The sequence below is a fragment of the Vibrio sp. Makdt genome (assembly GCF_027587015.1).
Classification (GTDB): Bacteria; Pseudomonadota; Gammaproteobacteria; order Enterobacterales; family Vibrionaceae; genus Vibrio; species Vibrio chagasii_B.
This window is the reverse complement of sequence record NZ_JAPPTH010000016.1, coordinates 69,228-82,862: the sequence shown is the minus strand read 5'-3', so window position 1 is coordinate 82,862 and position 13,635 is coordinate 69,228. Positions and strand designations below refer to the sequence as shown.

Below are 13,635 nucleotides of genomic sequence, written 5' to 3'. Positions count from 1 at the left end.
CATGTTCAAATAAAATCGACATAAAGCCATGAAATGATTTTTGCTTGATAAATTTTTATCAAGTTACTGTGTTTGTTGGTTTTATTTTTATTTTATATAGATTGACTTCGATGTTATATCAGTTTTATTTATTGGTATTCCCGATAGCTAAAATACCCGGACTTCAAAAACAAGGTGAACACATGAGTAAGTATAAAGGCGTAATTGTCGGGTCAGCTTTATTTATATTATTGTCTTTTGTATTTGGCTTTCATTATGTGAAAAGCGAAATAATAAAAGAGAAAGTAACAAGTTTTAAATTTCCAGCAATCTCTGTAACAACGGAGTCAGTAAAAGAAGATGTTTGGAATGAACATTTAAATGTTATTGGTAATATTCATGCTAACCAATCAGTTGATGTGAAAAGTCAAATGTCAGGTCAAATAAAAGAAGTGCTTTTTAAATCGGGTCAATTTGTTAACAAAGGCGATGTTCTTATTAAGTTAGATGATGCTTTATTAAAAGCGAACTATAAAAGCCAGCTAGCGAAGGTAGAGTTAGCGAGAACAGAATTGAAGCGAAATCGAAAGCTACTGAAGAATCATAGCGTCTCTCAGAATTCGGTAGATAAACTTGCTGCTCAATTTAATGCTGAATCAGCAAAGCTAGAATACATCTCTACTCAGGTTGAATATATGAAAGTTAAAGCGCCTTTCTCTGGCCATGTTGGAATTAGAAAAGTGGATGTCGGTGATTTTATCAACTCAAGCACGGCGATTGTTGATCTTGAAGATAGCTCTCAACAGTATGTCGATTTCTCTATTTCGGAGCTTTATCTTCACAGTGTGCAAGTAGGGCAGGACCTTCAGTTTAAATCTGACGCAGCGAACGATGCTGAGTATCACGCCACGATTACCGCGATTGAACCTAGCTCAGACGCGAACACACATAACATCGAATTGCGAGCGGTGACGACCGAATCTGTGCCGTTGGAATCTGGCATGTATGTGGATGCAACACTAACCACTTCTGATTCAAACACGGTGATCAGCGTGCCTTCAGTGGCAATCAGCTACACCTTGTCTGGCGATACTGTGTTTGTTCTAGATACTTCAACGAAACAAGTGAGCACGAATTCAGGAAGTGTAAGTTCAGCGAGCACAAGTTCAAACAAGCAAGGTTCAGAGAAAGCAGAGACACCATTTTACGAATACAAAGTGGTGCAACGCACTGTCGAAATTGGCCCGAAACAGGGTGGTTATGTCGGTGTCCTTTCAGGCTTGAAAGAAGGGGATGTGGTGGTGACGTCGAATCAGCATCAGCTTAAAAATGGTGGTTTGGTTTTGGTGAACAATCAACGACCGCTTGTTACTCATACTCAGCCAAGTAAATAGGATTCTCCCATGACATTTACTGATGTATTCATCAAACGTCCGGTGTTGGCTACGGTATTGAGCCTCGTATTGTTGGTGTTGGGGCTTAAAGCTTTTACTTCATTGCAGGTGCGCCAATACCCAGAAATTGAAACCGGTGTGATCACCATTACCACCAGTTATCCCGGCGCCAGTGCGTCGAGCGTACAAGGTTACGTTACCCAACCTTTACAGGCTGAAATCGCCCAAACCGCGGGCATTGACTACATGACATCAGACAGTGCTTTGGGTAAATCTGTGATTACGGTGTATTTGAAGCTGGGATACCCATCAGATGGTGCACTGACGGAGATTCTGTCTCTGGTGCAGCAAGTGAAATACAAACTGCCTTCTGGGGTGTTGGATCCGAGCATTCTCAAATCGACGTCTCAATCGCCGATCTTATATGTCTCTTTTTCAAGCGACACGCTGAAAACCGAGCAGGTGTCGGACTATGTGAGCCGAGTGGTGAAGCCAACATTCTCAACGGTTGAGGGTGTGTCCAAAGTCGATATGTTAGGCCAACAAGATTTCGCGATGCGTATCTGGTTGAAACCTCAAAAATTGGCGTCTTATGGCTTAACCGCTACTGATGTACAGAATGCGCTGCGAGCGAACAATATCGTGAGCGCGGCGGGTAAGTTACAAAACCCGTATATCGAAGTCGATATCAATGCTCATACCGATTCTAGCTCTGTAGAAGACTTTAAAAATATGTCGCTCAAGGCCCATGACGGGCAACTCGTACATTTGAAAGATGTTGCCACAGTAGAGCTAGGCGCAGCGACTTATGATTCAGATGTTGAGTTTAATGGTGTAACGACTGTTTCAACGGCGATCAGCAATACCGCGACATCGAACCCGTTAACCGTGGTTGAGGGCATTTATGAATTGCTTCCTCAGATAGAAGCTGGTTTACCCGACGGTATTAAAGCGGATGTGGTGTACGACTCAACCAAGTTCATTGAGACATCGATTGATGAAGTAGCCAAAACACTGATGGAAGCTGCATTGATTGTAGTGATTGTTATCTTTGCGTTCCTCGGCTCTATGCGTGCGATGTTAATCCCATTGGTGACCATTCCATTGTCGCTGATTGGCTCGATGTTCTTCATGTTGAGCATGGGTTTCAGTATTAATTTGTTGACGTTATTGGCGATGGTGCTTGCGATCTCTTTGGTGGTGGACGATGCGATTGTGGTGGTAGAAAACACTTTCCGACACCTAGAAGATGGCACTAGCCCAATTAAGGCCGCGATTAACAGTGCGCGTGAAATTGCAGGCTCTGTGATTGCGATGACCATTACCTTGGCTGCGGTTTATGCACCGATTGGTTTCATGGGTGGTTTGACCGGTAAGTTGTTTACTGAGTTTGCTTTCACCTTAGCGGGTTCTGTTCTGATTTCAGGTTTTATCGCGCTAACGTTGACGCCGATGATGTGTTCAAAACTGCTCAATAAGTCGGTATTGGATGGAAAACTGGTTAAGAAGATTGATGTGGTTATTGCGGGTGTGACTGAACGTTACCGCAAGGTACTTGAACATGTACTAAATAACAGAGTTTATATCTGGCCAGTGGTCGGGACATTGCTGATTAGCTTGGTGTTCATGTTTATGAATACCGCTTCTGAGTTGGCACCCGAGGAAGATCAAGGCGTAATGATTGTCATGGGACAAGGTCCTGCTCAAGCCAATACGGATTACATTCGTCACTTTACTCCGGCTCTGATTGACGCCATTGGTAAAAATGACGAAGTAGAAATGACCATGCTGGACAACGGCTACATGAACAACAATGCGTTCTTTGGCTTAGGTGTATTGAAAGATTGGGATTCTCGCGAAGCAACGGCAAAAGAGGTGATGCAACGTTTCGAAAAAGAGAGCTCGGTGTTACCAGGTTTGCAGGTGTATACCTTTTCTCCGCCGGATCTACCAGGCACACCGCAAGGCTTGCCATTCCAAATGGTATTGAAGACGCCAACTGGATCGTATCAAGATCTTTATCAGTACGCTGAAAAGTTAAAAGAGTACGCACAGAAGAGCGGTAAGTTTATCTACGTGCAGAACGACCTTAACTTCAATAAACCGCAGGTTGAGATTCAAATTGACCGTGACAAAGCGGCGCAGATGAATGTGAGCGCTCAAGATGTTGGTACCGTGCTGTCTCGTTTTATCAGTGAAGGCTTCGTGAACTATTTCTCGATGGATCAACGCAGTTATCAAGTGATTACGCAAGTGCCGAATGAGAACCGCAACTCTTGGGACGATTTGAAGAATTACCACGTACGCTCGAATACAGGGGAAATGGTTCCACTGGCATCTTTAATCGAGATTAGCCAATCGGTACAGCCATCAAAAGTGGATCAGTTCCAGCAACTAAACAGTGCCATGATCGAAGCGAAGATGATGCCGGGCATCAGTATTGGTGAAGCTTACCAAGTGATGGAAGAGGGTGCTGCGCAGATATTGCCTAAATCATACAGCACGGATACTTCTGGGCAGCTACGCCAGTTCTTGCAAGAAGGGTCTTCGTTGGTAACGACGTTCTTCTTAGCCTTGGTGATTATCTACTTAGTATTGGCTGCGCAGTTCGAAAGCTTACGCGATCCGCTGGTGGTATTAACCAGTGTGCCGTTGTCGATCTTTGGTGCTTTAATGCCACTGTACTTGGGCATTGATACGCTCAACATCTATACAGAAGTCGGATTGGTGACCTTAATCGGACTCATCAGTAAACACGGTATTTTGATTGTGGAGTTCGCGAACCAGATGCAACAAGAGTTGAAATGCAGCCGCCGTGAAGCAGCAATCCGTTCAGCGACCGTGCGAATGCGCCCAGTATTGATGACAACTGCCGCCATGGTTGTAGGTGTTGTACCGCTGCTAATAGCGAGTGGTGCAGGGGCTCAAAGTCGATTCTCAATTGGCTTGGTGATTACGGTGGGTATGTCTGTGGGCACGCTATTTACGCTGTTCGTGGTACCAACGATTTACACCTACTTAGCGGCGGATCATACCGCTCAGGAACAAGAAGCTTAGTAACGTGAGAGCTAATGATCACGAAAGCTCTTCCAAACAAATCATTCATTAACAAGAAAATGTAATCAACACGAATCCCATTTATGAGCCTGACCGCTTAGGGGTTCGTGCATTCAAAATTCAGGAAATTAGAGGTTCACATGAAACTACATTACTTATATCCATTGCTTGCGTTGTTCACCGTTGGCTGTGCAAGTTCAGTCCCAAACAAAGAAGAAATCAAAAGCGTCGATTCAGAGCATTACTTTGTAGATAGCCAGTTTGATGACGACATGGCGGGTATGTCGTGGATTGCAAAAGACAGCGCGTCTCATCATTTTAATCAGTTCAAATTCAATAGCGTAGAGATCAAAAATGCCGGTATAGACAAGCGAGTATCGAAAGAGGTTCAAGAGCAATTCAAGGCGCAGATTCTTAGCAGTATGAACGACAAGTTGAAGCATAAACTGCAAGGCTACGAGAACGTAATGTTGGATAACCAAGTGCTCGATATTAGCGTTGCCTTGTACGGCATTGACGACATTCCAGAGGATATGCGACTAACAGAGTTTATCCCTTTTGGTTCTATTATCGGTGCGGTCAAATATACTGCGGGAACGCGAGACCGCTCAATTCGAGTATTAGCAAGTGTCGACCTAAAGGACCATGATTCGGACGAGTTGGTTGGTCGCCGTATCTTCGTGGTCAATGACAATGGCGTACTAGAGAACGAAAAGTCAGCAATCACCATCGAAATGCTTGATAAGAATATTGAGCAGATCACCAAGCAGGCTGTCGATTTTGCTTTTGAAGTGACTTACCTAAACAAGAAGCAAGGTTAAGCCCGTGAAAAGGATCTTCAACAAAAGCGGCAGTAACAAAACCTATCGTCAGCTCGCTGTGTTTATGCTCGGCTGTAGCTTAAGTGCTTCTGCGCTTGCCAGTGGTAGCCGCTACGATCAATGTATTCTGGATTCACTGGCTAAAGCGACCAATCAACAAAGTATTGAATGGCTCAAGCAACAGTGCAGTTCTGAGGTCGGTTATTCCAACGCCGAGGTGAAGGCTAAGGGCAATGAGAACAATGCAAAGGCAGATGCTACGAATATGTCACCCGAGCAAAAGATCTCACGCTTGAAGTTGGAATACTCAACAGAAGACAACCCATTTGTAATTACGCCATATCGACTCAATTACATTTTGCCCGTCACCCACATGACGAGCGTGAATACTCAACCTTATGGTGACGAACGATTTGGTGGTAAAGCGGATGATCTCAGTGATGAAGAGATAAAACTGCAATTGAGTTTGAAGATCCCCATTGTTGATGATGGTGTGTTTAACCAAGAAGATAAAATCTATTTCGGTTTTACATTGAAGTCATTCTGGCAGGCGTATTCATCCGATATCTCGGCTCCATTTAGGGAGACAAACTATCGCCCAGAAGTGTTCTATGAGACGCCTTTAGATATAGAGTCGACGGAAGGTGTGTGGTTTTCTCGTTTCGGGCTTGAACATGAATCGAATGGACGAACCGCTGAATTGAGTCGCAGTTGGAACCGTGTATATGCAGGGTTGGGTTACATGGAAGATGACTTTGCGGTGTACTTTCAGCCTTGGTATCGCATTCCTGAGTCAAACAGCAGTGACGATAACCCCGATATTCAAGACTATCTAGGGCATTACGAGTTATCGGGCGCTTATAAGTGGGAGGAGTTCGAGTTGTCGGCACTGGGGCGGTACAACTTCCAAACGGGTTATGGTGGCGTTCAAACCTCGCTCAGTTTCCCATTGTTTGGTCGACTAAAAGGCTATGTGCAGTATTACAAGGGGTATGGTGAAAGCTTAATTGATTATGACTACAACAGCGAGCGAATCGGTGTAGGTATTCTGCTGACCAACGCCTTATAGAACGTCGTCTTTGAAGTTATTTCTTGGAGTCGAAGTCTAGCGAGATAAAAGCACCGCCGAGAGTGACGGTGCTTTTGGGCTATTTTACTATCTCGACTTTGGATTCAATTTCAGAGATGTTGCTATTGAAGAACAAGGTCTGCGCGACTTTCAGAACGACCGGATAACCGGATTCTAAAATAGTTTCATAATAGTACTCTTCGGCCGCTGCAGGGTTGCCTTTTGACTCTTCCAATTTTGCTAAGATAATCATTGACATGACGTTGTATTCACTTCTCGGTATTAAGGTCATGTAACGCTCGGCAGCGTTCGGGTTATCTTGGGTGAGCGAATAGGCTGCCAATGCATCGTATATGCGATAAGAGGTTGGATTGTTCTCTGCTAAAAGGAGCTTCTTGCCGAACCGATCGTTAAGCTTTTGAACCAGCTTTTCCTTCTGTGAAGACTTCAATAAAAAGATATCCGCAAGTTCATACAAATATCGGCTCGACATGACAAAGTGATTGTCAGGTTCAAGCTCGTTGGCAGCGATGATCTTTTTTAAGGTATCTGTTCTGTCGAGAGTCATGAAGGTCAAACCCAGCGATTCAAGTGCCAGTTGCAGCGGCTCTTCCTGTTTAGGCAGTTCTGATATTTGTTGTTTTAAGATGGACTTTTGAATGTCGATATTGAATGAATCCAATAGGTCATCGAGCATGGTGCGCATTGTGCTGTGCAGTGAAGCCGCATCAATCAGGTAATCACGCCCTAAATGTTTGAAGTTAGAGATACGGTTGAAATAGGTAATATCCAGATACTCTCTGTCGCCATCAACTTTGCTTTTAAAGCTGACCACGTTCGCGGAGTTTGGCACTAAGGTTTCGTCCACGATGAGGCGAAAATCTCGATAAGTCGTAAGATAACTCATCAGCTTATGAACGATGCCGCGCTTAAAGGCATCATTTTTCAAACTCTCATCAATTCGCACATAGATATAGCGTGGTTCAAGTGATAAGTAATGAACAGAAGCGTGCGCTTTATGATCTTCAATTACTTGGTGATTCGTTGCTTGATTTGACTTGCCAACAATCTCTGTAGATTGACTCTCAGAGTCGAATAGCTCGGTCATATTATTAACGGATACGCCATTGCTAGCGTCTGTTGATGAAGGCGATCCCCACCAAGATACACCAAGCGCGATGCCGATTGCTCCTATTACCACAGCACCTATCGCAAAGCCCAAACGTGATGATCTGTTGCCGTTTTTTTCTGAGGGATTAGTAGATGAATAGGCTGCGTAGTTGTCACCACTCTTCGGGGCTGGTTGCTGTTTTAACCGGTCATTATCAGACGAGCGGTTTGGTGTAACCTCTGGTGTTATCTCTGCAGCTTGCTCATGTGCAGTTTGCTCGTGTGATACGGTCTTGTCACTTTGTTTGGTCGAAGCTGAACCGTCATGATGAGGTTGTTTAGCCTGCGTCTGATTCGCTGCTTCCGGTTCAAAAGTAGGAGATCTGACTGGCGAAACTTCATGCTCTTGAGAGGCCGCTTCGTCATAGCTGACAGTATCAGCAAGTGGAACCGTATTGGTCACAATAGGTGGTGGAACTAATACGGTCTTCTGCACCTCAACATCAAACTTATAGCCTCGTTTCGGTACAGTGATGATATAGCCCATCGAATGACGCTCGGCCGACTTCAACGTTTTTCGAAGTTCAAAAATCGCTTGAGTGATCACTTGATCCGTTAAGATCGAGCCGTTCCAAACCTCATTAATTAACTCATCTCGCGAGAACACTATTTTTGGATTCTGGCAAAAGAAGTCCAGTAGCTTGGACAAACGGTTGTCGATAATCACGTCTTCGTTATCCATGATGAGTTTGTCTTCATCTGGGATAAACAACCACACGTCGAAAGAATACTGGATACGTTCTTTTTTCATAGCTACCGATACTAAGTCATTGTATTAAAATTACTTTAGTAGACAAGTATGGGCAATTCAATGAACCAATGTTCAATAGTGATAAGTAGGCGTGCTTTTGGCACAACCATATACTGACTACGAACTACATATTTAATATTGAGAATTATTCGCATTAATTGATCTGAGCGAAAGAACCGATTAGATTGTGTCGTTAGTATTAGGAACAACATGATTTTTTGAGGTATTTATGAGTACAGTCGTTATATGGGGAGCGGGGAGTGGCTTGGGCGCAGCAATGGTTGAGCACTTTCATCAGCAAGATTTTGAAGTGATTGCGATTGCTAGAAATCCAGAAAAGAACCCTCGCTTGGCTATTCTTGGCGTAACAACACTGAGCTGCGATGCGACCGACAAGCAACAAGTGAAAAAGACGGTGGCTGAGTTACCAAAATCGGCCTTGGTGGTTTCAAGTATGGGCAGTTTTAGAGCGGATGTTCCGGTTGACTACATTGGTCACCGACATGTGATTGATGCTCTGGAAACCAATGAAATCAAACGCTTTGTGCTGGTGACGTCTTTAGGTTGTGGTGATTCATGGCAGTACCTATCAGAACGCTCTAGAAAAGGGTTCGGCGCCGCCGTTCGTGAAAAATCGTTGGCGGAAGCGTGGTTAATGTCGAGCTCGCTGGATTACACGATTTTACGTCCCGGTGGCTTGTTAGACGGTGAAGTGACGGGTAACGGTGAGCTTTCTCAACGAGTGGAAGTACATGGTGTGATTTACCGACAAGAAGTGGCTCGCCTAATCGAAACCTTATTGGCAAATGACGCGAGTATAGGGCAAGTGTATCAATGTATTGATCCTACAGTTAAGTATGGATAAAAGCCCGGTATTGCTTTCTGAAGGCATTCCTATCTAGTGAAAAGTTTTAAGGCCGTTTAGTTTGACTGAACGGCTTTTTGTTTTCTGGCCTGAATTCCCTTCTTTGTAGGCAATTGTTGCCTATTTCTTATGTGAGAGTGCCGCTCTCTTAATCTAGATTAAGTTTTGTCTACCATATTATCTGTAGTATCCGCGTCAATCAGTGCCCCGCTAGATGGGGCCGTTGTGTAACACGATTGAGTGAGGATTAGATTTGAGTACTTTGTTTACAGAAACCCACATTGGCAAGATGACGCTTAAAAACCGCTTTATGAGAAGTGCGACGTGGGAAAATATGGCGACTGAAGATGGCCATATGACAGATAAACTTTACGCTATCTATGAAGAGTTGGCTCAAGGTGAGGTTGGCTTGATCGTCACGGGTTACGCGAACATCGTTGAAGAAGAAAAGCCAAATGCTGGCATGATGGGTATGTATAACGACTCATTTATCGATGAATACAAAAAGCTAACTCAACTGGTCCATGACAACGACTCTAAAATCGTGATGCAATTGGCTTATGGCGGCACGAAAACCACGTATGACCTTGGCGAACGAGTGATCTTTGCACCGAGTGAGGTTCCTGAAAAAGGGACTCAAACACTGGGTAAAGCGATGACCAAAGAGGAAATTGATTACATTGTTGATGCGTTTGCCAAAGCGTCATTAAGAGCGCAACAATCAGGTTTTGATGGTGTTGAGATTCATGCAGCACACACGTACTTGATCAACCAGTTCTTAAGCCCTTACTACAACCAGCGTGAAGATGAATACGGTGGTAGCTTAGAAAATCGCATGCGATTCTTACTTGAGATCTACACGGCAACACGCAAGTTGGTTGGTGATGATTTCCCTATCTTGGTGAAGCTGACGGCTTCTGAGTTTTTCGAGGGCGGTGTGACCTTCGATGAAACGCGTTTAGTGTGTAAAAAGCTTGAAGAAGTAGGCGTTGATGGCATTGTCGTTTCTGGCAACATTCATGGAAAAGCCGACACCATGATTGGCGAGTCACACGATGGGTTTACTATCCAAGCTGAGGGTTACTTCCATGAGTATGGTCATGTAATTAGCCAAGATGTCGACATTCCTGTTATCACGGTAGGTGGCTTAACGGATTTTGATGCTATTGAAGCGATCGCAAACAACACGGGCATAGAGTACTTCGCACTTTCACGCCCGTTGTTATCGGAGCCGCATCTAGTGAAGCGTTGGAAAGAGGGTGACCGAAGCCCAGTTGAGTGTGAGAGATGTTCTAAGTGTCGTACTAAGCGCGGCAACTTCTGTGTGGTAAACAAAGACAGAAAAGTGCAGTTGGCTCGTATGTAGTCATTGAACCTAACGTTAAGCATGAATCTAAACGTGAGCCTGTGTAATATTGCAGGCTCATGTCTGTTATGGACATCCATGAACCGATATTTGAAAACTTATAAATCACATATCTCTTTCAAATTAGTGCGATTAAACAGATACAATTCACCTGTAAATTTTCCAACCGAGTTATCGTTACTACACTGAGCACCACGTGAAATTACTTCCTCTTCTAAAGCAACCTCGAATCCACTGACGACTCTTTAGTTTTAGCGGCTTTGCTATGATTTAAGTGTGACACTCATTGTTCCCCCGAGCCTTTCTTGTGCCTATGGGGCGCTTGTTTGTGCATGTTTAGATCTTCAACGTCGAATCTTTTGATATTTAAACGAATAAAACTAAAGAAGTTAATCAGAGGTATAAATGCAAAATAAGCATTGGTCTAAATTCGAATTGCTCCATGAGGTCGTCACCAATCCTAATATTCACATCAAGGGTCAACACAGCTATTACAGTGATTGTTGGGATAACGGATTTGAGCGTTCAGTTGTCCGTTATCTGCACGGTGACGAGGTTAGCCGCCAGTGGGAGCCTCGTTGGGAAATCGATGAGCTCTACATCGGGGATTACGTCTGTATAGGTGCCGAGGTTGTGATCCTTATGGGCGGCAATCACACCCACCGTGTTGATTGGTTCTCTTTGTATCCATTTATGGATGTGATCGACGAAGCCTACATAGGCAAGGGCGATACTCATATCAAAGACGGAGTTTGGCTAGGGATGCGTGCCATGATCATGCCGGGTGTGACCATCGGAGAAGGGGCGGTTGTCGCCGCGAACAGCGTGGTAACCAAAGATGTGGAACCTTACAGTATTGTTGGTGGTTCTCCCGCGAAAATAGTGAAATACCGCTTTGATAAGTCTGTTATCGAAGAGCTAATCTCAATGAAGATATACGACTGGCCGCCAGAAAAGTTTGAGTCATTGAGACGGCATTTGTGTGATTCAGATTTAACAGCGCTTAAGAATGCGATGGCTGAATATGATATTCATAAGTCGTTGAATACTTAATCGTACCCAATATAAGGAGCACTCTATTGGTTGTGGAGTGCTCCTTTTGTTCATCTATGCAGCAGTCACTGCTATTTTTATCAAATATTTACCCTTCATCATTGACCTTACCCTAAGGGTAACCTATATAGTTGTCTTATAAATTTAAAGGTTAGCTATGACAAACACACTCCGAACAACTTGGATTACTGTTTTCAGCATCATCGCGATGTTGATGTCTAGCTATGCCTCAAGCTCATCGGCCATGATGAGCGACATTATGATGTTGGAAATGAGCTCGGGTAACTCGGCTTGTCATGTGATGGGTGAACAAGCACACGCTGAACACTCTAATATGAATACCCATGATTTGATGGCTCAATGCGATATGTCTTCAATGAGCGAAGACAGCGACCACATGATGGGTAACCATTGCTCGGGTGCTGATTGCTGCGCCTCTGTGTGCTCTGCAAATTGCTATCCAATTCAGGATGTTCAAGCCGCAAATCCATTTACCTCTTCACTAGCTCGTTTTCAATCTGTCACTATTGGGCAGAAAGTCGCACGTGCTCAATCTCTGTTACGCCCACCCACCGCATAAATCTATATCTAAAAACATAGCGATATCAGACTCATAAATCTGATACGCCAATCTTTTATATGCGTTATTTAACGCTAGATATGGACATTCATTGTGAATATAAAACCAACAAACTCCGTGTTTGAAATAAACGCGAGTGTCGTGGTCGCTGCTGCCTTTGTTTCAAGCTCTGCTTTTATTTCAGGTAGTGCTTTGGCTGCGGATCTTGTTTCTACACAAGCTGATCAACAAAGCTCGTATCAGCAACTCAATACACTGATTGAGATCGCGCTAAGCGAAGATGGAAATCGCAAGCAGTACTTTGCTCAGTCGCAAGCGATGCGAGAAACGGGCATTGCGAGCGCCACGCTGATGGACCCGAAACTCAAAGTCGGATTCGGTGGCCTGCCAGTCGATAGTTTTCAATTCGACGAAGACCCGATGACCAATATTTCGGTTGGTTTGATGCAGCAATTCGAGCGTGGCAATACGCTTGATCTTCAGCAGAAAAAGGCAAGTCAGCAAGCCGATGGACTCGCTCTTCAAGTTGAGGCTCGTGAATTGACGGTTGCTAACAGCATGACGCAGCTATGGCTTGAGTTGGGTTACCAGCAAGTCGCAGAAGGTGTGATGCGTGAAAACCGACGCCTTTTGGTTGAACTAGAGAACTACGTGCAAACCAATTACTCGATTGGTAAAAGCGAAGCGCAAGACCTGTTGAATGCTCAGCTTCAAGTCAGCAAACTTGATGAGAAATTGCAGGCAAACCAGCAAGTTCAGCGCCGTTTAATCTCTCAGCTTTCTGAATGGTTGGGTTCGGATTGGCTAGGGACTCAGGCTATTGGTTCTCAGACTCTTGATTCTCCGGGCACACTCAAAGCGACGAACCAAATTGATTGGTCGGTGTTGGAAAATAAACTAGCAACCAACCTTGATTCAACTAAACACTATCAACTGTTGATGGAGCATCCGCTCGTTAAAATCACGGACGCGACTATTTCGTCTAATCAAACTCAAGTTGAATTGGCAGAACAAGCGTACACACCTCAGTTTGGTGTAGAAGTCATGTATGCCCACCGACAAGCGAACAACATGGCGGGTGAACCTGCTTCTGATCTTGTCAGTGCTTATCTAACGGTCGACATCCCGCTATTTACAGGTAATCGACAAGACAAAAACTTGTCTGCGGCTCAACACCAAGTTGGTGCGGCTAAATCTCAAAAAGACACCTTACTTGCCCAAATGAATGCTCAAGTGAATGCATTATTGGTGGATAAGGCGAATCTCACCCAGCGCCTAGAGCGTTACCAAAGTTCCTTATTACCTCAGACATCGGCGCGAATCCGTGCGGTTGAAAGAGGTTATCAAAACAACACTGCACAGTTTAACGATGTGATCTCTGCAACGGCAGACGAGCTGGCTCTAAAGCTAGAGCAACAGCGCTTGATCACCGATCTCAACATCGTGAATAGCAAGCTCGCGTCACTCCTGAGTGGCTTTGATTATCAGGTTGAGCAACCGCAACTAACTGCGACAAACCATCAATAAGGA

The 13,635-nt window shown here is 44.4% G+C and carries 10 protein-coding genes; 9 read left to right on the top strand and 1 reads right to left on the bottom strand.

The features are described from left to right. Positions 1-182 precede the first annotated feature (182 nt). From OH460_RS18660 to OH460_RS18645, 4 genes are all read left to right on the top strand, one after another. Complete coding sequence (locus OH460_RS18660; protein ID WP_269999109.1) at positions 183-1,373, top strand: efflux RND transporter periplasmic adaptor subunit; 1,191 nt, start codon at positions 183-185, stop codon at positions 1,371-1,373. Positions 1,374-1,382: 9 nt separating this feature from the next. Next, on the top strand, positions 1,383-4,430 hold the full coding sequence (locus OH460_RS18655; RefSeq protein WP_269999108.1) for an efflux RND transporter permease subunit: 3,048 nt from the start codon (positions 1,383-1,385) through the stop codon (positions 4,428-4,430). A gap of 140 nt (positions 4,431-4,570) precedes the next feature. Beyond that, complete coding sequence (locus OH460_RS18650) at positions 4,571-5,251, top strand: DUF3313 family protein (RefSeq protein ID WP_269999107.1); 681 nt, start codon at positions 4,571-4,573, stop codon at positions 5,249-5,251. A 64-nt stretch (positions 5,252-5,315) separates the two neighbouring features. Further along, positions 5,316-6,320 carry a phospholipase A gene (locus OH460_RS18645; protein WP_269999137.1) on the top strand — a complete coding sequence of 335 codons (1,005 nt, stop codon included), beginning with the start codon at positions 5,316-5,318 and terminating at the stop codon, positions 6,318-6,320. A gap of 79 nt (positions 6,321-6,399) precedes the next feature. On the opposite strand, the gene OH460_RS18640 is transcribed toward OH460_RS18645, so the two are convergent. Beyond that, positions 6,400-8,241 carry a winged helix-turn-helix domain-containing protein gene (locus tag OH460_RS18640; protein ID WP_269999106.1) on the bottom strand — a complete coding sequence of 614 codons (1,842 nt, stop codon included), beginning with the start codon at positions 8,239-8,241 and terminating at the stop codon, positions 6,400-6,402. Between the two features lie 229 nt (positions 8,242-8,470). Between OH460_RS18640 and OH460_RS18635 the strand changes: the two genes are divergently transcribed. The 5 genes from OH460_RS18635 (at position 8,471) to OH460_RS18615 (ending at position 13,632) form a co-directional block, all read left to right on the top strand. Further along, positions 8,471-9,106 carry an SDR family NAD(P)-dependent oxidoreductase gene (locus tag OH460_RS18635; protein WP_105058309.1) on the top strand — a complete coding sequence of 212 codons (636 nt, stop codon included), beginning with the start codon at positions 8,471-8,473 and terminating at the stop codon, positions 9,104-9,106. A 253-nt stretch (positions 9,107-9,359) separates the two neighbouring features. Further along, the gene (locus OH460_RS18630; protein ID WP_269999105.1) at positions 9,360-10,472 is read left to right on the top strand and encodes an NADH:flavin oxidoreductase; all 1,113 of its coding nucleotides are present in this window, start codon (positions 9,360-9,362) and stop codon (positions 10,470-10,472) included. A 405-nt stretch (positions 10,473-10,877) separates the two neighbouring features. Further along, a complete protein-coding gene (locus tag OH460_RS18625) occupies positions 10,878-11,525 on the top strand; it encodes a CatB-related O-acetyltransferase (RefSeq protein ID WP_269999104.1) in 648 nt (215 codons plus the stop codon). A gap of 157 nt (positions 11,526-11,682) precedes the next feature. Then, positions 11,683-12,105 carry a hypothetical protein gene (locus OH460_RS18620; RefSeq protein WP_269999103.1) on the top strand — a complete coding sequence of 141 codons (423 nt, stop codon included), beginning with the start codon at positions 11,683-11,685 and terminating at the stop codon, positions 12,103-12,105. 177 nt (positions 12,106-12,282) lie between these two features. Further along, positions 12,283-13,632, top strand: coding sequence for a TolC family protein (locus OH460_RS18615; protein WP_443088688.1), 1,350 nt, complete (start codon positions 12,283-12,285; stop codon positions 13,630-13,632). The last annotated feature ends 3 nt before the right edge of the window (positions 13,633-13,635 follow it).

Excerpts from the sequence above, each read along its gene's own strand:
- OH460_RS18650 (WP_269999107.1), top strand. The coding sequence starts at position 4,571 with ATGAAACTACATTACTTATATCCATTGCTTGCGTTGTTCACCGTTGGC.
- OH460_RS18635 (WP_105058309.1), top strand. The coding sequence starts at position 8,471 with ATGAGTACAGTCGTTATATGGGGAGCGGGGAGTGGCTTGGGCGCAGCA.
- OH460_RS18655 (WP_269999108.1), top strand. The coding sequence starts at position 1,383 with ATGACATTTACTGATGTATTCATCAAACGTCCGGTGTTGGCTACGGTA.
- OH460_RS18640 (WP_269999106.1), bottom strand. The coding sequence starts at position 8,241 with ATGAAAAAAGAACGTATCCAGTATTCTTTCGACGTGTGGTTGTTTATC.
- OH460_RS18620 (WP_269999103.1), top strand. The coding sequence starts at position 11,683 with ATGACAAACACACTCCGAACAACTTGGATTACTGTTTTCAGCATCATC.
- OH460_RS18625 (WP_269999104.1), top strand. The coding sequence starts at position 10,878 with ATGCAAAATAAGCATTGGTCTAAATTCGAATTGCTCCATGAGGTCGTC.
- OH460_RS18660 (WP_269999109.1), top strand. The coding sequence starts at position 183 with ATGAGTAAGTATAAAGGCGTAATTGTCGGGTCAGCTTTATTTATATTA.
- OH460_RS18645 (WP_269999137.1), top strand. The coding sequence starts at position 5,316 with ATGCTCGGCTGTAGCTTAAGTGCTTCTGCGCTTGCCAGTGGTAGCCGC.